This is a genomic window from [Eubacterium] eligens ATCC 27750 (genome assembly GCF_000146185.1).
In the GTDB taxonomy this organism is placed as follows: Bacteria; Bacillota; Clostridia; order Lachnospirales; family Lachnospiraceae; genus Lachnospira; species Lachnospira eligens.
Window position 1 is genome coordinate 1,552,958 of sequence record NC_012778.1, and the last position, 20,812, is coordinate 1,573,769.

Annotated in this window: 21 protein-coding genes; 5 read left to right on the forward strand and 16 right to left on the reverse strand. The window is 34.7% G+C overall.

Annotation, left to right across the window (positions count from 1 at the left end; all coding sequences use genetic code 11):
• Positions 1-275: 275 nt before the first annotated feature.
• The 4 genes from EUBELI_RS07250 to EUBELI_RS07265 are packed head-to-tail and all read left to right on the forward strand — an operon-like array spanning position 276 to position 4,305.
• Complete coding sequence (locus EUBELI_RS07250; protein WP_012739725.1) at positions 276-1,343, forward strand: ABC transporter substrate-binding protein; 1,068 nt, start codon at positions 276-278, stop codon at positions 1,341-1,343.
• A 13-nt stretch (positions 1,344-1,356) separates the two neighbouring features.
• Entirely contained in the window at positions 1,357-2,358 is a 1,002-nt protein-coding gene (locus tag EUBELI_RS07255) for a FecCD family ABC transporter permease (protein ID WP_012739726.1), read from the forward strand.
• A complete protein-coding gene (locus tag EUBELI_RS07260; protein ID WP_012739727.1) occupies positions 2,358-3,155 on the forward strand; it encodes an ABC transporter ATP-binding protein in 798 nt (265 codons plus the stop codon). Before EUBELI_RS07255 ends, EUBELI_RS07260 begins: the two co-directional genes overlap by 1 nt.
• Positions 3,156-3,168: 13 nt before the next feature.
• Positions 3,169-4,305 (forward strand): NTP transferase domain-containing protein, encoded by a 1,137-nt coding sequence (locus tag EUBELI_RS07265; protein WP_012739728.1) that lies wholly within the window; start codon positions 3,169-3,171, stop codon positions 4,303-4,305.
• On the opposite strand, the gene EUBELI_RS07270 is transcribed toward EUBELI_RS07265, so the two are convergent.
• The 5 genes from EUBELI_RS07270 to EUBELI_RS07290 form a co-directional block, all read right to left on the reverse strand.
• The gene (locus EUBELI_RS07270) at positions 4,277-5,731 is read right to left on the reverse strand and encodes a uracil-xanthine permease family protein (protein WP_012739729.1); all 1,455 of its coding nucleotides are present in this window, start codon (positions 5,729-5,731) and stop codon (positions 4,277-4,279) included. The two genes, EUBELI_RS07265 and EUBELI_RS07270, sit on opposite strands and share 29 nt — an antisense overlap.
• Before the next feature lie 69 nt (positions 5,732-5,800).
• Entirely contained in the window at positions 5,801-6,487 is a 687-nt protein-coding gene (locus tag EUBELI_RS07275; protein WP_408606598.1) for a response regulator transcription factor, read from the reverse strand.
• Between the two features lie 24 nt (positions 6,488-6,511).
• Entirely contained in the window at positions 6,512-8,017 is a 1,506-nt protein-coding gene (locus tag EUBELI_RS07280; protein ID WP_041688195.1) for a sensor histidine kinase, read from the reverse strand.
• Positions 8,018-8,031: 14 nt separating this feature from the next.
• Positions 8,032-9,141, reverse strand: a complete 1,110-nt coding sequence (locus tag EUBELI_RS14640) for an SGNH/GDSL hydrolase family protein (protein WP_012739732.1) — start codon at positions 9,139-9,141, stop codon at positions 8,032-8,034.
• A gap of 100 nt (positions 9,142-9,241) precedes the next feature.
• A complete protein-coding gene (locus EUBELI_RS07290) occupies positions 9,242-9,985 on the reverse strand; it encodes an ATP-binding protein (RefSeq protein WP_041688197.1) in 744 nt (247 codons plus the stop codon).
• A gap of 141 nt (positions 9,986-10,126) precedes the next feature.
• Here EUBELI_RS07290 and EUBELI_RS07295 point away from each other — a divergent pair, with 141 nt between their 5' ends.
• The gene (locus EUBELI_RS07295; RefSeq protein ID WP_012739734.1) at positions 10,127-10,777 is read left to right on the forward strand and encodes a Crp/Fnr family transcriptional regulator; all 651 of its coding nucleotides are present in this window, start codon (positions 10,127-10,129) and stop codon (positions 10,775-10,777) included.
• On the opposite strand, the gene EUBELI_RS07300 is transcribed toward EUBELI_RS07295, so the two are convergent.
• The 11 genes from EUBELI_RS07300 to EUBELI_RS07345 all read right to left on the reverse strand — a co-directional run bounded on the left by EUBELI_RS07300 (position 10,774) and on the right by EUBELI_RS07345 (position 20,400).
• A complete protein-coding gene (locus EUBELI_RS07300) occupies positions 10,774-11,232 on the reverse strand; it encodes an NUDIX hydrolase (RefSeq protein WP_012739735.1) in 459 nt (152 codons plus the stop codon). The genes EUBELI_RS07295 and EUBELI_RS07300 overlap by 4 nt on opposite strands.
• Entirely contained in the window at positions 11,225-11,371 is a 147-nt protein-coding gene (locus EUBELI_RS14360; RefSeq protein WP_207643828.1) for a hypothetical protein, read from the reverse strand. Before EUBELI_RS14360 ends, EUBELI_RS07300 begins: the two co-directional genes overlap by 8 nt.
• A 63-nt stretch (positions 11,372-11,434) precedes the next feature.
• Entirely contained in the window at positions 11,435-12,754 is a 1,320-nt protein-coding gene (locus tag EUBELI_RS07305; protein WP_012739737.1) for a sensor histidine kinase, read from the reverse strand.
• On the reverse strand, positions 12,751-13,404 hold the full coding sequence (locus tag EUBELI_RS07310) for a response regulator transcription factor (RefSeq protein WP_012739738.1): 654 nt from the start codon (positions 13,402-13,404) through the stop codon (positions 12,751-12,753). The genes EUBELI_RS07305 and EUBELI_RS07310 overlap by 4 nt, the downstream gene beginning before the upstream one ends.
• 97 nt (positions 13,405-13,501) lie before the next feature.
• Positions 13,502-14,878, reverse strand: coding sequence for an ABC transporter permease (locus EUBELI_RS07315; protein WP_012739739.1), 1,377 nt, complete (start codon positions 14,876-14,878; stop codon positions 13,502-13,504).
• Positions 14,878-15,534, reverse strand: a complete 657-nt coding sequence (locus EUBELI_RS07320; RefSeq protein WP_041688199.1) for an ABC transporter ATP-binding protein — start codon at positions 15,532-15,534, stop codon at positions 14,878-14,880. The genes EUBELI_RS07315 and EUBELI_RS07320 overlap by 1 nt, the downstream gene beginning before the upstream one ends.
• A gap of 9 nt (positions 15,535-15,543) precedes the next feature.
• Positions 15,544-16,818 carry an ABC transporter permease gene (locus EUBELI_RS07325; protein WP_041688201.1) on the reverse strand — a complete coding sequence of 425 codons (1,275 nt, stop codon included), beginning with the start codon at positions 16,816-16,818 and terminating at the stop codon, positions 15,544-15,546.
• A 240-nt stretch (positions 16,819-17,058) separates the two neighbouring features.
• The gene (locus tag EUBELI_RS07330) at positions 17,059-18,270 is read right to left on the reverse strand and encodes an ABC transporter permease subunit (RefSeq protein ID WP_012739742.1); all 1,212 of its coding nucleotides are present in this window, start codon (positions 18,268-18,270) and stop codon (positions 17,059-17,061) included.
• Position 18,271: 1 nt separating this feature from the next.
• Positions 18,272-19,147, reverse strand: coding sequence for an ABC transporter ATP-binding protein (locus EUBELI_RS07335; RefSeq protein ID WP_012739743.1), 876 nt, complete (start codon positions 19,145-19,147; stop codon positions 18,272-18,274).
• Positions 19,131-19,892 (reverse strand): hypothetical protein, encoded by a 762-nt coding sequence (locus tag EUBELI_RS07340; RefSeq protein ID WP_012739744.1) that lies wholly within the window; start codon positions 19,890-19,892, stop codon positions 19,131-19,133. Before EUBELI_RS07340 ends, EUBELI_RS07335 begins: the two co-directional genes overlap by 17 nt.
• The gene (locus tag EUBELI_RS07345) at positions 19,882-20,400 is read right to left on the reverse strand and encodes an RNA polymerase sigma factor (RefSeq protein ID WP_012739745.1); all 519 of its coding nucleotides are present in this window, start codon (positions 20,398-20,400) and stop codon (positions 19,882-19,884) included. Before EUBELI_RS07345 ends, EUBELI_RS07340 begins: the two co-directional genes overlap by 11 nt.
• Between the last annotated feature and the right edge of the window lie 412 nt (positions 20,401-20,812).

Below are 20,812 nucleotides of genomic sequence, written 5' to 3' on the forward strand. Positions count from 1 at the left end.
ATAAAATTCATTCGCTAATATAATTTATGAGGATTGTTTTTTGAGATATTTAGAACAACAGCCACGAAAAATTGTTGAGTCCAACGCAGGATGCTTTGGAGCCGCCGGTACTTGGTAAGCGGGAATAGTTGGCACGAAGTGACAACAAATTCCCGCGAACCTAGTACCGCTGCGAGCGACAAGCAGCGAAAGCGTGTCCTGCGTTGAACTCAACAATTTTCGTGGCGTCCGTTCTAACAAACCTCCACAAACCAATTCGCAGAAAGGATTTTAACATGAAGAATTTTAAAAGATTTACCGCCCTCTTTTTAGCAATACTCATGCTTTTTTCATTAGCAGCATGCGGCAATTCTACAACTTCTGATAAGGGCACAGAAGAAGCTACTACTTCAGCATTTGACGTAATGTCTCAGTTTAATGAGATTGGCGTAAGCTATCCTCTTACTGTTACTGACCAGGCTGGTAGAACCGTAACATTTGAAAAGGCTCCAGAAAAGATTGCATCATCTTACTACATTTCAACAAGCCTTCTTCTTGCACTTGGATTACAGGATAAACTCGTTGGAATTGAAGCCAAGGCTAACACAAGAAATATTTACAAGCTTGCAGCTCCTGCAATCGTAAGCCTTCCTAACATGGGAACAGCCAAGGAATTTAATACAGAAGCATGTGTAGCTGCTACACCTGATGTTGTATTTCTTCCAATGAAATTAAAGAAAACAGCTGATACTCTTGAAAGCCTTGGAATCAAGGCTGTTGTTGTGAATCCGGAAGACCAGTCACTTTTAGAGGAATGTATAACCCTTGTTGGAAAGATTACTAACAATGCCGGACGTGCTGAAGCACTTAATAATTCAATCAAGACATTTTTAGCTGATAACAAGACTAATGTTTCTGGCGGAAATACACCATCTGTATACCTTGCAGGTAACAGCTCTGTTCTCTCAACTGCCGGAAGCAAGATGTATCAGAATACTCTGCTTACTAACGCAGGTGGTAAAAATGTTGCTTCTGAACTTACAGATACTTACTGGGCAAATGTTTCTTACGAGCAGATTCTTGCATGGAACCCTGATTACATCGTTATCGCTGCTGATGCAACATATACAGTCGATGATATCTTAAACGATGCTAATCTTGCCGGCTGCAATGCTGTTAAGAACAAAAATGTAGTAAAGCTTCCTAACAATATTGAAGCATGGGATTCTCCAGTTCCTGGAAGCTTCCTTGGAAGTATATACATTGCTTCTGTTCTTCACCCGGAAAAGGTAACTAAAGATTTCTATGAGACTTGTGTAACTAAATTCTATGAAAGCTTTTATGGATTTACACCTGCAAAATAATTAAGGATGATTTATGTTCAAGAATATTAATAATTACCGGAACAAAATTATACTATTATCTGTCATGTGGGCACTGCTTCTTATAGCAGTGTTTACATGGTCAGTTCTTACCGGACAGTATCCACTCACATTAAAAGGACTGCTGTCAGGGGACACTATGTCAATTATGGTCTTTAAAAGACTAAGACTTCCACGCGCCATTATGGGTATTATCGGAGGCTTTGGCCTTTCAATATCTGGTTATGTATATCAGATGATATTTAAAAATCCACTGGCATCACCTGATGTTGTCGGTGTTTCTTCCGGTGCAAGTGCCGGCGCAGCTTTTGCTATAGTTGCGGTTTCGTCTTTAACCCCTGTTGTATCAATATCCGCATTTGCCGGAGGAATAATTGCCCTTATAATCACATTACTTGTGGCTTATCTTGTTCCCGGCAGAAACAGTTACACAATTGTACTTGCTGGTATTGCCATTCATTCTGTAGCACAGACAATTCTTATGTTTCTCAAACTTGCTGCAGATCCTGAAAAACAGCTTGCTTCTATTGAATACTGGATCATGGGAAGCCTTAACGGTGTTTCAAAGGACAGCCTTGCTATTCCTTTCTTTGTAACATGTGCAGGCTTTATAATCATGACTTTATTATACAGACAGATTCTCATTCTCTCGATAAATGAGGATGAAGCTGCCGCTCTCGGTGTCAACGTCACAGTTCTGCGTTTTATCATATTAATGATTGCAACATTAATCGTATCATCAATTATATGTGTAACAGGACTTATCAGCTTTATTGGACTTATTGCACCACACATTGCCAGATTACTTACAAGACGCAATGACAGATTCACATACTTATCAAGCGGACTGGCTGGTGCCATCATCATGACACTTGCTGATATATTTGCAAGAAGTGTATCCTCATCAGAACTTCCTGTAAGCATATTTACATCACTCCTTGGTGCACCGCTGCTTATAATCCTGCTTATCAAAGCTAATAAAAAGGAGGTTGTATAATGTCCGATTTATTCAATCCTGAATTATATGTTTCAGATGTATCAGTATATTATGGAAGCAAATGTGCTGTCCAGAATGTAAGCTTTAACATTCAGCCTGGACAGCTTACAGCAATTATCGGTAATAACGGCTGCGGAAAAACCTCTCTTATAAGAGCTGTTATGAATTTTGTTAAGCATAGCGGAAAATGCATGCTCGGTGAGCTTCAGCTTGAAAGTATGTCTGTCAGGAAAAGAGCCGGCATGATAAGCTACATTCCACAAAGAACCGGAATAAGCATAAGTATGACTGTAAGAGAAGTGTGTCTGCTTGGCTTTAATCCACAGCTTCGCATGCTTGAATCGTATAACTCAGACATGAGATACCGTGCTGATAAAGCTATTGATTCCGTGGGACTTGCCGGATTATATGATACAGATTTTCTCACATTAAGCGAAGGCCAGAAGCAGTTATGCATACTTGCACGCACACTTATAGAAGATTCAGCACTTTTGCTTCTTGATGAGCCAGACAGTGCACTTGATTTCTCTAACCGCCATATGCTTATGAAACATATCCGGAATATTATTTCCGATAACAAATGTGCCCTCATGTGCATACACAGTCCTGAACTGGCACTTGAGTACTGCGACAGGATTCTTCTTATGAAAAACGGGAAAATTGTTTCAGATATTGATGTACATACAGCCAGTCTTTCAGAAATCAATGAGAAAATGTCTCTTATATATGATAATATCAATGTTACGGAATGTACTGATGCAAGGGGAAATGTACACAGAATAGTTCTTGCTTTGTAATAGGAGGAGGTTTATGAATAATTGTTATTTGGACGCAGAAGCCGTAATTACATTTTTCAGGATGACCGGCAGAAAACACATTTTTATAACAGGCAGCCGCGGCAGTGGTAAATCGCATCTTGTTAATAATATGTTAAAACATATGTCCGATTCTTTCAATCTGTTACAGAGTCATAGAACGGATACACCACAGGTTGTCATTAAATCTAATCTTGTTGCTGACAATAAAGAATTCGTGATTGGTGTACCACGTACATCCGGAATTAATCCTGCATCTAAAGGCAATAATATGACAATTACTGAAAGCGGTTTTATTAATTGTGCAATTCCTGCCATTGATACACATCTTGATACAACTCCTGAAAAGTTATTCATTATTGATGAGCTTGGTTATCTTGAAAGCTCTTGTATCCAATTTCAGAAGGCTGTTGAAAAACTGCTTGATAATTCACATGTTTTAGCTGTAATCAGAAAACAATCCACAGAATTTCTAAACAGAATCTGTAACAGGAAAGATGTTCTTGTTATTGATATTGACAGCACATTTGAACCGATTTCATGCATTATTATGGCTTCCGGTATGTCAGAACGATTCGGCTCTAATAAACTGATTGCAGACTTTAATGGACGCTCTCTTTTTGAAAATGCAGTATCTATAAGCCATTTTGCTGGCTTTGGTGAGACACTTGCAGTAACTCGACATGATGAAGTGGTCCATATATGTGAAGATAAGAATATACATTTTCTGCGACACGATATGCCCTACAGAAATGAGATGGTCCGGCTTGGAGTTACCAGAATTCTATCAGATAACGCTTCTTCAGGGAATCCGCGCCCTCAGGGAATCCTTTTCCTGCCATCAGACCAGCCGCTTATTACAAAGACAAGCCTGCAGCTTCTGTGTCTTACATTTCTTTATTATGGTGATAAGATATGCAGACTTTCCTACAATGAAAATGCTGGTTCTCCATGTATATTCCCCGCGGGATATTACGATGAGCTTCTAAATCTGCCTGAGAAAAAAGGCGGTGGGTTCTTAACAAAAAAATATCCCGCACAGGTTGTATTAGTTCCTGTACGGGATGAATATGAACTATATGATATTGATACTCCGGACGATATTACTCGTCTTTTGAAGTATCTTGGTTAACTTCGTTTTCCTGTGTGGCAGCTTCGTTTTCCGGTTTGCTCTTAGGAAGTATCACATTAAGTAATATTGCCACAAATGCTGCAGGTACAATACCTGACTCACCAAACATAAGCTGTACTGCCTGTGGTGTATGTTCAAGAATTGCAGGGCTTACACCCATTCCATAACCTACACCAAGTGCAACTGAAACAATTGAAAGTCTTCTTGCATCAAGTGGTTCTTTAGTAATAAGCTGGATACCACTTACTATGATTGATGAGAACATCATAACTGCTGCACCACCAAGTACTGACTGTGGCATGATTGATATAAGTGCTCCAAGCTTAGGAATAAGTCCACATAATATAAGGAATACCGCACCTGATGCAAGTGCAACTCTGTTGACAACCTTAGTCATTGCAACAAGTCCTACATTCTGGCTGAATGATGTATTAGGAAGCACACCAAACATGGCTGCAAGTGTTGAACCAAGGCCATCACACATTACACCTCCAGAAAGCTCCTTATCTGTTGCCTCTCTTCTCATTCCACCTTCCATAACGCCTGAAATATCACCAACAGTCTCTACTGCTGTTACAACAAACATTACAAGTACAGGAAGTATTGCTCTTAAATCAAACACAGGCTTAACTGGCATAAACTTTGGAATTGCAATCCATTTAGCCTCTGCTACCTTGTTCCAGTTAAGTACCCATGATTTAGTATACTCAACTCCATCAGCTGTAACTGCTGTATGTGGAAGAACCAGTCCCATAATAATTGCTACAATATAACCCACAATAATTCCAACAAGAATTGCAGATGAACTAAGATATCCCTTAGTCCAGTGCTTAACAAATAATATAACTACAAGCACAACAAATGCCAGGAAAAGATTTTCCAATGAACCAAAATCCTTAGCAGAGCTTCCACCACCAAATGAATTGATACCTACTGAGATGAGCGACAATCCAATTGAAAGAACTACTGTTCCTGTTACTACTGATGGGAAGAATTTTCTTAATGGTTTAATAAATGCTCCAAGTACAGTCTCAAAAAGACCACCTATAATAGATGCTCCCATAATTGCACCATAAGCTAATATTCCACCACCCATAATCTTGGTAACACTGCTGAATACTCCAATAAATCCTGAGCTTGTACCCATAATAATAGGTACCTTGCCACCAACAGGTCCAATTGAAAACAACTGGATAAGTGTTACAATACCGGCGATAATCATCGCATTCTGTAAAAGTGCAACCTGAACCGATGCATACTCACTTCCTGCTCCGATTCCGCATGCTCCTGTGATAATAAGCAATGGTGTAAGATTACCTACAAACATTGCCATTACATGCTGAAGTCCAAGCGGTATTGCCTGTTTCAGTGGAAGCTTTCCATTAAAATCATAAGCTTCCGGCATAAGTGCTTTAATCTTTTTCATAAGTCCTCCAGATATTTATAAAAATGTATAAACATAATACTACATTATCATGTTTAATTCTACATTAAATCACGAAAACTTATATCCAACTCCCCATACAGTTTTTATGTATTTAGGATTCTTTAAATCTGTTTCTATCTTTGAGCGGATATTTCTTATATGCACCATAATTACATTATTAATGTCATATGCCTCCTCTTCACTCCACAGCATATCATATATATGCTCCGTTGAGAAAACATTTCCTTTATTCTTCCATAAAAGCTCAAGTATCGCAAATTCCTTTGGTGTAAGCAGTATTTCTTTAGAAGAAAGAAATACCCTGTGAGTGTCTATATTCATAGTAAGGTCAAGATACTCCAATATATTACTCTGTTTCTGATTGTTAAAATCCTTATATCTTCTCAGCTGCGCCTTGACCCTCGCTATAAGCTCAACCGGGTTAAATGGTTTTGCAAGATAATCATCTGCACCTGCACTAAGACCTATAACCTTGTCCATATCCTGGTCTTTTGCAGACAGCATAATTATCGGAATATTGCTCTTTTTTCTGATTTCCATACAGAGGGTTATTCCGTCCATATCAGCCATCATAACATCAAGAATCGTAATATCTATGCTCATGTTATCAATAATATCAAGAGCATCTTTGCCATTAGCCGCCTTATATACCTGATAGCCCTCATTTTTTATATAGATTCCGACAAGCTCTCTAATATCTTCTTCATCATCAACCACTAAAACAGATGCCATAATATCCTCCTCATTTCATAATCAGATTCACATATCATTCTTCTTAAGTTCTATATTAATTGCAAATATTCCATCATTATACTCAGCCCATACTCTTCCGTTAAAGCTTTCTATTGTTTCCTTTACAATCGAAAGTCCAAGTCCGTTGCCGGATATACTTGAATTTCTTGCATGGTCTGCCCTGTAGAATTTGTCAAATATTCTTTCGCAGTCAGGTGCTTTATCACTATCTGTCCTGTTGCAGAATTTTATATGAACAGATTCAGGTGTCTCACTCATATACACATTTATCGTTGAATTGTCCGATGAATACTTGATAGAATTCATTAAAACATTGTCAAATACTTCTCTTATCCTGTCAATATTAATATTAATCATCACTGATTCATTAGGTATATCTGTTTCAAAGCATTTGCCTTCCTTCTGTGCAATTCCGTCAAATTCAAGAATATCCTGTTTAAGAAGCAATGAAATATTACATTTTTCCATGTTCTCTTCGTTCATGGAAACCTGTTCATTTCTTGCAAGCCTGAAGATTTTATGAATCATTACATTAATCTTTTCAACCTGTCCAAATGCCCTCCGGATATAATCATCTCGCTCCTCATCAGTTGAATACTTGCCACTTATAACAACATCCAGATATCCCGTTATTATTGTCATTGGCGTCTTGATATCATGTGAAAGATTGGTAATCAGCTCCATATTCTTTCTGTCGTTCTCACGCTCCTCCTGCATCATCTTCCTCAGACTGTACTGCATATCATCAATCTGTTCAGCTATAAGAGTAATCTCGTCATTGCCCTTTTTATCTATGCTGGCATTAAGATTTCCTTTTGATATCTCATCTACAACCGTTGACAGATATCTGATATAATCAATTCTTTTCTTTGTAAGCAGAAAAACGCTTATTATAAATATAACTGAACTAATCGCAATACACATAAGCTTCAGCTTTATATCAGCATACAGGTATTCCGGTGTAACCTCTGTCTCGAATATAATATAGTAAAGCATTTTTGAAACGCTCTTAGTATATACAAATGTATATGTAAGACTTTCTTCGTCATATGAATTAGTTATATATTGGGAAATGTCAACACTGACTTTATTTTTCTTATAATCAACGATTTCTCCATCTTCCGAAGTCTTCCACAATACCTGTCCATTTCTGTTCGTTATTGTGATTATCATATTACTTACTTCATCGGAAGCAAATGGCATTCTGTTATTCCCAAGAAGATACTTCATCGCATCTCCTATTGTTTTCTCGTCCTCACCACTATTGGCAGTTATCTCTTCCATTGCAGTATCAAGTGAGCTGTCTAATTCTCTTACCATATTCATTACCTGAATATCGTATCTTTTCTTATAATCAGATGTATCTTCTATTACATCGACCATAACTCCATAATGGCTGCATACAATAAACACTCCTAATGAAGCAAAAACTGCGATAGTAATTGATATCACAATTACCATCGCAAGTTCCTTATATATTCCGATTCTTTTCCGTACATATTGTGCGTTCATATTTCTCTCCATGATTACCAGTAACCTAATTCAACGCCTTTTTCATATACACCTACACCATATGCATAATATCCATATCCATTAAGATGTGTATAATCATACTTTATACTGTCAGGAACTCTTCCATCTAAAAGATTTTCTATATCTGTTTCGTTGGCTTCTTTTCCAGTTATATCTAAAGCATTCTGCATTAAATATGTTCTCATATTAATAAAATGGTCTCCAAATGCTTCCCTTAACGCAGCTTCCCATAAAGTATCATTAAGTCCTACTTCCTTACTGCTGTTATAATTTTCACTGTCTATAGCTTCGTCTGGATTATCTGTATCGCCAATGATAATATAACACTGTGTTCCTGAATTAGCAATCATTGCCTTATATTGAGATATCAATTCATCATATTCATCCCATCCGCCATTACTACCCATTTCAATTATGAGTACATCTGCTGACATATCGTGTGCTGCTTTAGTTACTACTTCTGCACCTTTCTTAATCTTGACGCTCCGTGTTGTATCTTCATATAAGCTGATATACACTCCACCTTTGCTGAAAGATAACTGATATAATACATCATCAACATAAACCAGATTATCTACCTGAGCATTATTTGTTTCATATCCATTAAAGTTCTCAAGAGAAACTCCATCTCCATCTGCATTAACTATGCTCACTCTCACTTTTTTACCCGGTTTAACTGTAACTGATTTTCCAATGTACATCTTTATACCACCCTGACGGAGTGCTATATCATATGAGGTTTCTCCGCATACGCCAAGATTATAGACATTCATACCACTATAATAAGCAAGCGCATCTGTATATGCCCAATCAGAAGCGTCTATTATGCCATCCTCATTTTCAATAAATGCTTCTCCGCTTCCAAGTCCGTATGTTATGGAATCACCCCAGCACACAATATTTTTAATTTCTCTATTGAAATTGATATTCTGATTATCTTCACTGTCCTGTTCAGTAACAAAGCTGTTTACGGGCACTATATTAATACCAATAGTCTCACCTGAAACTTCTTCTTTATTAACCACATTTACCCAAATAGCTGCTGTCACACCAATTAAACACACTACACATAAAATAATAATATTCTTTATCCATCTTTTCATAGTGATTCCTCCTCTGATGTTTATATCTGTATCTTAAAATACAAAAATAAATATCTACGAATGAGAAATCTTTAGATTTCTTAAGAATTAAAATATTATGTTACTCTAAGATTTTACCATCAATCGAAATTGTTACAACCTGCCATGGAATAAACTTTCCGCTGTTCTGTAATGCAGTCTTTGCAGCATATTCAAGCCCGCCGCAACATGGAACTTCCATTCGCACAATAGTAACACTCTTAATATTGTTGTTACTCATTATCTGCGTGAGCTTTTCGCTGTAATCAACATCATCAAGCTTTGGACAGCCGATAATAGTAACCTTTCCCTTCATGAATTCCTGATGCATATTGGCATATGCATATGCTGTACAATCTGCAGCGATTAAAAGCTTTGCCCCGTCAAAATAAGGTGCATTAACTGGCACAAGCTTAATCTGGCATGGCCACTGTGCAAGCTGGGACTCTGGCACAACTGGAGCCGCATATGTACCTCCAGCCTGTTCTGCTGCCTCATTCTGTGTTGTATTTCCTGCCTGTCTGTTGAACTGTCTCATCATGCTTCCAGGGCACCCTGAAAAATGTGGTTCCTTCGCTGCTTTCTCCTTCGCCGCTTTATTAGCAAGAACCGCAGCCTCATCATATGCAGCCGCTTCTCTTTCTATAAATGTGATTGCTCCTGTAGGACACTGTGGAAGACAGTCTCCAAGTCCGTCACAGTAATCATCTCTCATAAGTCTTGCCTTTCCGTCAACTAAGCCGATTGCCCCCTCATGACATGCTGTCACGCAAGCTCCACAGCCATTACATTTATCCTCATCAATATGAATAACTCTTCTTATCATTATATTAATCTCCTTATGTTCTGAATTGATTTTGTGATTAAATAATAATATAATGAGCATAATAAATATGTTGTTTTAACCACATTTTTGAAAATTTATTAGAAATGTATTTAGATTTAACTAATAATAAAAGGAGAGCTTATGGCAATCATTAAATCACCTGTATTTAAAGACATTAGCGAAGCTGAAATATCAGAAATGACCTCAGCCGGCTTCCTGCGTGCCAGAAAATTCCGCAAAAAAGCAATTATATATCATGTCACAGACATTGTTCACGAAATCGGAATCGTTGCGTCAGGACAGGTCACTATTGAATATATCGACATGTGGGGCAATAAAGCCATTATGAGTAACATTGCTCCCGGACAGGTATTTGCTGAAACATATGCATTAAGCGGCGAACCTCTGATGGTTGACGCTGTCGCGTCTGAAACAAGTGTCGTACTTTTTCTTAATATAAGAAAGCTGATGGACTCCCAGCCTGAAAATGTGCATTACAAAGACACTATCCTTAACAACCTGCTGCACATTTCTATCCAGAAGAATCTTACACTTTCGAACCGCATATTCTGCACTTCTCCTAAGACCATCCGCGACAGACTTCTTATCTATCTATCCAATGAATCAAGAAAAGCAGGATGCGAAGAGTTCTCTATTCCTTTTGACCGCCAGCAGCTTGCCGATTATCTTAATGTCGACCGCACGGCACTTTCTAAAGAGCTAGGTAAAATGCGCGATGACGGGCTTATTGAATTCAGAAAAAATGTGTTTCATCTGCTCAGCATTTGTTAAGAATACTGTTCTATGAACCGTTTCACCACTGGTCTTATCGGTGGTGAAATGTTATCAATATCTATATCCTCCAGATTAAAGAATCTCAGTTCCTCAATCTCTTCCTCCTGTCTCTTTAATTCTCCATGATACCGCCTGCACACATATATAATCTCTATATTAGACACCTCGTCTCCATTCGGATATATATAATGCACCTCTGGTCCTGAATTAACCATAAAGAACTCTATCTCATCTGCAACAAGACCTGTCTCCTCATACAGTTCTCTCCTTGCACAATCCTCTACCTTCTCATCAAGTTCAATAGAACCCCCGGCATATCCCCATTTGTGATTATCCGTCCTCTTTCCTAAAAGAATCTGGTTATTCTCATTCACTATTATTATACTCGCAGCACACTGCATAAGTGTCCTGTGCCCTACGAGCTTCCTTAAATCCATTATGTAATTAGGCATGTGGTTTCCTCGGCTTTCTGTTTAATGTTGCTCTTGATTCGAAGTCTTCAAGTACTGCATTTTCACTATATGTATCTAATGCCGATGAAGGTTCATCCATCAAAACAATAGGTGCTTTTTTTGCTGCACTGACAATCACATTCATTCCATAGCTAATAATAAGTCTCTATTTTTCAATAAGTATTGCAAAATTATATGTTGTTTAAGAAAATATTTTAATTTTAAAGATAAAAAATTCTTCATCCTGCAATGCTTTATATTCCATATTGTAATTATTCAGAATATTACTTACAATATATAAACCTAATCCATTACTATTTTCCTTGTTTAAATCAAATTTAACATCAAATATTTTATCCATATTCGAAATTTTATTGTTACCGTATGTATTCTCTATATATAACCAATCATTAACTATCCCAATATTAATTACCCCATTTACATCAGTATATTTTACCGCATTACTAATCAAATTAGATAGAATAATCTTTAAAGCTGTTTTTCCTATATAAATATTCTCATCTAATATATAATTATTGACAGTTATTTTCTTTTGATTTGCTAATATTTCATACTTTTTTAATATGTCTTCTAATGTATCATTTATTTTCAAATATTCTTCATCATTATTCAAATTTTCTATAGAATGAACTGATAATATTTGAGAAATATTTTTTGTTAAACTATCAACGATTTCAATACATTCATTAATATAAATATCTCTCTCTTTATATTTTCCAATATTGTATTTCATGTTTTCCAGTATTATTTTAAGACTAGCAAGAGGAGTTTTAAGTTCATGGGATGCACCTTTAAAAAAGTCATATTTTAACTTTTCTAATTTTAAAATTTCTTTATTTTTAAATTCCAAATCGTCAATTGTTCTTAATAAAGTAGAATACAAATCATTAATTTGTTGTTTTAATTCTCCAACCTCATCATTAGAGCTAACTTTTAAACGCGTTTTTTTATCCAGTTTCATCATTTTATCAGTAACAATTTTTATTTCTTGTAAATTATTTTTTATTGATTTTGCATAAATTAAAGAAATAATAGCAGAAAATAAAATTGATATTAATAATGAATATGGTAAAAATTTAAGGCTTAAATCTTTCGCATCTCTTTGCATATCAGCTGTAGAAACAAATTGTAGATTTATTTTTTTACCATCATTAAGCTTGATTTCTCTTTCTTCAATTATCAGAGAATTACTATCACTTTCTAAATTAACATTTATATTATCTTTGATTTGTATTTCATTCTTATTATTCTCTTCTTTTATAAATGCTTTTATTTCACTACTTTTAGAATAAAGTTCCAAAGTTTGTTCTATATATTTTATTTCTTTTCCATTCATATTACTAGAAATTTCATTTGCAATATTATAAATCTTTTCTTTTCTCGTCTCCAAATATGTTTTAGGAAAGATAAAAAAAACTAATGAATGAACTAATATAATTATTATTCCAAGAACAGAAAATATTTGTATGAACATTTTGGGAAATATCTTTAATTTTTTCATTTTCTCTCCAATTTATATCCTACATTTCTTATAGTAGTTATACAGTCTAATTGTAATTTTTTTCTAAGTTCTTTTATATATACATCTATTACTCGATCATAAGGAGTTTCTTCGCTATCTTTCCATACATAATCAATAATTTGCATTCTTGTTAACACTTGTCCATTATTATCCAATAAACATTTTAATACTTCTAGTTCTTTTGCATTTACATCTATTTCTTCACCATTTATTTTAGCTGTATAGCTATTAAAATTAACCGATAGATCCTTATATTCAAACTTCTCTAAATGTCCATAATTCTTCTTAATTAAAGAATCTATTCTAGCCTTTAAGACAGGCAATGAAAATGGCTTTTCTATATATCCATCTGCCAGATTAGTAAACGCATCAATTTTATATTCTTCATCACTAAATGCAGTCAGGATTAGAATTGGTAAATTGCTTTTCTTTCTAATTTCTTTCAATACTTCTAAACCATTTATAAAAGGTATCTGTATGTCTAAGATAACCAGATTTATATCGCTATTAAATTCTGACAAGGCTTCTCTTCCATCTTTAGCTTGAATAACAGTATATCCAAATTCTGAAAGATATTCACTTAATCCCTCTCTTATCATATTATCATCTTCAACAGTTAATATTTTCATGTATACCTCCACTTAAGCCTATTCGCTTATATTGTACAGCATATTATTGGATATTTAAAAGCAAAAAAATTTTTGGTGCTAAAAAGCACCAAAAATTTTATTTATTGTCAATTAATAATTCTTTTGGATTCCTTCTTAATATATTGAATGAAGAAATAATCAAAGATACAAGAAGTACTAAACTCATAAATATAACTACATAAAATATGAATTTAGGTAATACATTTATATCTAAACTTGATAATGTCTTGTTAAATCCTTCAGCTTCTGCCCCACCACCTAATTGGCTAGATGCAGATTGTCTGGCAATTTGTTTAGCTATATCACCAGTAACCTTATTCAATATATTATTCCCAAGCTTTTCAGCTGTATACCTAGCTAAGAAATAAGAGCCAACATATGCGGGGATTGATATAAATACCATCTCAATCAGGAATTGACCAAAAATTTCTAATTTTGATATACCTAATGATAGTAATACTGCTATTTCCTTCTTTCTGGCATTCATCCATAATAATAATAATAATGAAACTACAACTCCTGCAAATATTAATGAGCCAGCAAATAATTTATTTGAAATTGAGTAGATACCTGATATAGATTGTTGTAATGCAGGATAATTTGATGAACTTTTAATCAAATTATATTCTCTCCAATTTATATCTAATTTCTCAATCTCTTTTATTACACTATCAAGATTCTTATCACCTTTTACAAAGAATGTTGCATCCTGGTATACAGCTGTATCTTCTGTATTACCATAAACTTTAGCAGCTGTATGAACATCAGTGATTAATGTATTTTCGTATAGTTCCTGTGCTGCACTTACTCCACCGCTATTATGCCCATCGAATAGACCTTTAATTTCTACTTCTACTGTTTCATTTGCACCTTTCTCATTATCAGCATCAAATAAATTAGATTTTATTTTTATCTTATCTCCAACTTTAAGATTATTTTTTTCAGCTAAATCTTTATGCATTAAGATTTTATTTTTATCTTCATTTTCTAAATGCTTTCCTTCTACTAATTTATATGCTCCTGATACAAATTTTGTTTCTTTTGATGAGTCGTTAACTCCGGTTAACATAACTGTTCTTTTGAAATTCTTCGCTCTTTTAGGTGATTGATTCGCAAGAGTCTCTTGAGTTTCAATAATATCATAATCAACTAAATCTGCAACACTGTTTATTCTTTTTACATAGGAGTCTATGCTATCTGTTTGAGCTATCTTTTTAATATCTTCACCTTTTACATTTCCTCCACCTCTAGGTGTTCCTGGATTTACTTGTCTATTTATCTCCATAGAAAAACTATTTGTTATATTAGCAAATGTTTCTTTTGAAGCTCTGTCCGTAGCATCTTTAATAGATAAACTTATAAGACTTAAAGTTGACATAGCCAAAATAACTAACATAATAATTATTGATTTTAAGCTTTTTCTAGTTATATAAGCAAATGCATTTTTTATCATTATTCAACCTCCAAATTCATTTTATTTACTTTTTTTAACTTTTTACCACTTAGTTCTAAAATGATATCCGCAGAATCTGCTGCTTCCTTACTATGTGTTACAACTATTACACATTTATTCCTTTCTTTAGCTAATGTCTTTAATATATTAATTATTTCTCCGGCAGTAACACTATCCAGATTACCAGTAGGCTCATCAGCCAGTATTATTGGAGCATCTGATACCAATGCTCTGGCAATAGCTACTCTTTGCTGCTGTCCACCAGATAATTTCATAACATTTCTTTTTATTTGTTTTTTATCTAAGCCTAGTTCAAACAAGATACTTTCATCTGCTGATTTATTCACTAATCTAATATTTTCAATCGGCGATAAATAATCTATTAAATTATAGTTTTGAAACACTAAAGATATATTATTTTTTCTATGATTACTATATCCTTTCTTTTGTATATCTTCATTCTTAAACAATATTTGTCCTGTTTGAGGTTTATCGAGTCCAGCAAGTAAGGAAAGAAGTGTAGATTTTCCTGCTCCTGACTTTCCTACTATCGCATAAAACTTCCCAAGTTCAAATTTTTGATTTACTCCTGACAAAACTTTTTCTTTAGAATTGGCATAACTATATGATACATTCTTTATTTCTAATATTTCCATCATTTTCTCCTAACTTATTTTTGATAATATTTCTTTAGGCTTCTTGATTAATATTAATGAAGAAGCAAATACAACTGATAAAACAATAATACTTATTAATATTAAATAACTTTGTCCAAGTGTTGTAATATTTAACATAAAACTATCATTTATTAAACTTCCACCAGAAATCATTGAGTCCTCTGAGTTAACGATTCCACCTGCAATTACTTTTAGTAATACATTTCCTAAAAATAAGGAAGATATTATACTTGGTATCGATATGAATAATAACTCGAATATAAATTGCATTATAATATGTATCTTAGATGTTCCAATAGATAAAAATATACCTATTTCATAAATTCTTTCTCTTAACCATAGAATCAAGATTAATGAAAGAACAACCATCCCACCTAACATAATAGAATAAGTCATTATTTTTATTATGTGTTTTATTCCACTCACTGACTCCAAAGACTCTTCAAACGCATTAGAATCTTTTTCAACAAAATACTTTGACTCATCAATTTTAAGCTCTTTCAATTTGTTTAAGGCTAAGTCTGTAGATTCTGCACTACCAGAATACATTAAAATTTTATTTGCGATTTTATTATTTTCTGATTTATTTAATATCTCCTGGCTTGTTGAATAATCTACAAACACCATATTTTCACTAAAATCCGAAGATAGCCCTGTATATGTTTCATGTTTTTTACCAGAAAAGATCCCTATAATTTTAAATTTATGACTTTTTATTTTTCCACTTTTTTCAATATCTAGTAATTCAAGATCAACTTCATCACCTAATTTTAGATTGTTTTGTTTAGCAAATTCTTCATGAACAATAATTGAATCCTTATCATTTTCTCCTATATTTTTACCTTCTTTAATTGTAAATACTCCACTACTAAATAAAATATTTCTTTTAGTATTATTTGTAGCTTCGAGTGAAACAACATTCTTAAATTCGTCAGATAAATCTTCTCTATTTATTCTTTGTTCTCCGCTAACTACTTTAGCATCTTTTAGCTTTGCTAATCCATCATATTGAATTATTTTTTCTTCAATTTCTTTTATTTTTTCAATATCTTTAAATTCATTAACATTAAAATAGTTACCATCTTTTTTTGTTATTGATATTGAAGAATTAGAACTTTCATATAAAGCCTTTTCTATTTCATCGCTTGATTTCATTATTGTTAAACAAGAATACAAGCAAGAAAGAACTATAGTTAATATGATAAAAATTATTAAAGTTCTATTTCTCTTTCTTGTAATATATGCTATAGCATTTTTTATCACTTTCCTAACTACTCCTTTCTATTTTCTTACTCCATAACTAATTGCATCTACTGGACAAGCATTTTTTCATAAATTATTCCTCCTTTATTTTTTTCACAATAGCATTTTATAGCTACTTTTAATATCATTCTACACATCTTTTATGAAACGTTGATGAAATATAATTTTTTATTTTTCCTACACTTTGAATTATACAGGAAGCCAGTCTGTAATTTGGTGGTATCTCCGTCAATCTGTTATTTATGCCTTCATCCTTCTTGACCAGCTCTTTATAGCGAATGGCATACATAGAATACCAATCAAGACAGGAATTGTAATAAGTAGATATGGTGACCAGATAAGCTTGCCAAAAATACGAAAAGTATTAGTTCTGAAAATATCTGTTGAACTTCCTACCAATGGTATTAAATCCAATGCTTTTTGCATTCCATAAGGAAGATATTCTGCAATCATCATTGGTCCATATACAACAGCCAGACTAAGCAGTAAGGTAAGTACATTATTTTTTACAGCCGCTGATATAAACATAACAATTCCGGCAAAACCTATTGCTCCAAGCAGTACAAAAGCATATTCATAAATTTCTGCCTGCAGCATATTCATAGGTGCAACAGCAATCAGCTTGATATTCTGAATCGGCATATCCCATCCAGCAGTTCCCATAAAAAACAACTGTGATATAACACTTGAAACAGCAAGTAATGCAAATAACTCCACTGTAAACGCTAAACCAGTAAGAATTTTGGCAAGAGCGATTTTCCCCCAACCATTTCGAGTCGTCAATACTAATGCACTTGTATTATCATGCCATTCGCCAGCAAATAAAGAGGATAAAACAATACCGAGAAACAAAGCCATCACAACTCCCAGATCCGCAACCGTACTACCAAGAAGCGTTGACCATCCTTCTACCCACTCATAATGAAATGGTTTTTCTACCTTTCTCTCTATCTGATGTAAAAACTCTTTTTCAGCTCCTACCTGACCACTGACATCCAAAAACTCATCAAGCACCTGCTGTCTTCTTTCATAGAAACCTGTTAACTTATCCGGATCAACATAGCTTATCATCGTTTTATAATTACTGGTATCTCGAAGCTCCGGATACAATGTTCCGAGCCAACTATTAACTATCTGCCAGTCTGTCTTTTCCAGTTCTTCCTCCATACCGTCAGCTTCCATTTGCTGATAATCACTTACTATTTGCTGCAAGGTTTCATCAGTCAATTCTCCACCAAATGAAAGTGCATATCCCTGACTATCCTTTATTACTGTATATCCATCAAAATTATTGCCAAAAGCACTTGTATAGTCATCTGAACTGCCAAAACCGAACCATTGAAACAAAAGTATGCTTCCAAAAATTACATAATAAACAAAACACAAAAACACACATATTTTAACAATTTTCTTTCGCCATAACTTTTTATGCTCTAACCAAAATAGTTCCATTCTATTTCACTCCTTCCTCTGTGGGAAAATAAAATAAATAAAGATCTTCCAATGTAGCTTCACAAGGAACCGCTCGCTCACTGGGCATATTGTCTGAAATAATACGCAATATAATTTCTTTTCCTTCGTGCCGTAAATTAGCAACCGTTGCTTTTGTCTGCCATTGTCTAGCTTCTTGTGGAGAAACAGAAAGCTCCCAAACCTTACCATTTGCCTTGTGAATCAACTCAGGAACCGTACCCTGCAATATAAATTTTCCTTTTTTCATCAATAGCACTTCATCTGCTATTGCTTCTATATCCGATACAATATGTGTGGAAAGAATTACAATTTTATCACCTGCATACTCTGAGAGCAGATTACGAAAACGGACACGCTCTTTCGGATCAAGTCCCGCAGTCGGCTCATCCAAAATCAAAATTTTTGGATTATTAAGTAACGCCTGTGCAATTCCTACTCTTTGTTTCATACCACCGGAAAAAGTTTTTACTTTTTTGTTTGCCACAAGGCTTAAATCAACTACTTCCAACAATTCAGTCGCACGTTTTTTTGCAACATTCTTCGGTATTCCTTTCAGTGCTGCAATATACATTAAGAACTCCATCGCAGTATAATTTGGATAATATCCAAAATCCTGTGGTAAATAACCCAACACATTCCGGTAATCTGCCCCCATCGAAGTTACTTCTTTTCCATCCAGCAATACCTCCCCTGAGGTTGACTCCAAAATAGCACATAGCATACGCATCAATGTTGTTTTACCTGCACCGTTAGCCCCCAAAAGACCATATACTCCCGGCTTTAAGGTTGCACTAACACAATCTACCGCTATTTTCCTGCCATACTGTTTTGTTAAACGATCAAGCGACAATTCCATACATTTTTCCTTCCTTTCTCATCTCTGCAATATAATGAATTTCATTTATAAAGAACATAGCAAAAATCAAAAATGTAACAATCCACACCCACACTGCTGATGTTTCATATAACCATGGCAATATTCTTGCTGACATCCCCCAACAAATGCAGGAACCCAGCATTACAATCGCACATATCTGTAAACTCTGTTTCTTTTGCAAACGGATCAAACGTAGCAACGCAACCATACACACTAAGTACGGAACCAGGCAGTATAGAACCATCTGTCCAATCTCTTTATAAGAATTTTGAAAATAAACTTCCATACACAAAAGAATTGTTATACACACCAAATTAGCAGCCCCAGCCAAAACCAGCTTTGCTAATGTGATTTGGGCACCAGAAGCTCTTGTTACCGCTTCAATCTCACTCATCCCATAATACTGGCTTTTAAAAATTGCTGGCATGATAGCCAATACAAACAGCGGCATAAAAATTGGTATATTCTTTGGCACGTCTGCAATGCTTGCAATTGTTAAACAAACTATAAATAACGTTACTGCCTGCAAACCAAATATTGGAATACCTTCAAAGCGAAATACATCTGAAAGATAGTGAAAGAAACCTGTCCTCGGTTCTGCCCTAGTCACTTCCTGTTCTCGTACAATTTCAGTGCAAAGCTTAATCGTTTCCTCTAATCTTTTAGGTTGTACTTCCTCTCCTAAAGATTGCTGTAAATAGCCCTTCAAATTTTTATCTTTCATTTTCCTGCTCCTTTCTCATAATTTTTAAAGCATTACGAACCCTGCTTTGTGCTGTTCGCATATTGCATCCCATCACTTTTGCAATCTCTCCAAAACTAAGTTGTTCTCCAAAGCGTAGAATGACTGCTTCCCTTTGTTCTGATGATAAAAAATTCAAAAAATAGCTTATCTCTGCCCTATCCTCTAGCCGAACTATGTCGTTATACTCATGCGCTATATTTTCTTCATCTTCTAATGGATAAAACTCAACCTTCCTACTTTCATCAATACATAAATGATTTGCAATCGTGTATAGATAAGCCTTAAATTTCTTTTTCCCTTTATATCCGGATAAATTCTTAAACAACTGCAAAAATGTTTCCTGAGTCAGGTCTTCTGCTTTTTCCAGATTGGAGCAATGCCACCTACAGTAACGTAAAATAGATGTATAATAGCGTTTTATCAATTCTTCTGCTACATTTTCCTTTCCAAGTAGAATCTGTTCCACTAATTCGTCATCACTCAACACGCATCAGACTCCTTTCCATTGAATATCTGTATATATATAATAACGGGTTATGCACTTAAAATGATTAAAAGATTCCTCATTTTTTCTTTTTTGCCCATCATAGCCACTGCGATACCCTCCTTCAAAATATGCTAAAGCCTTATCCCTTTTGCATAGATTTATCCACTTTGTCAAGGTGGCTATGTAAACAGTACCAGAGAACGCAAAAAAGCCGCCTACTCTTAAAATCAATAAGAATAAGCGGCTTTGTAATCTGCCTTGTCACCTCACGATTTCCTTCTTTTCGAACCTGTCGGAAATTCCGACAGGTTGAAATTTCGTCTAATTCACCCTCCTCATAAATATGCTTAATATGTTCTACTACATTTGTTCGAGAAGTTTGGAATAACTCTGACATCTGCTGTTGTGTCAG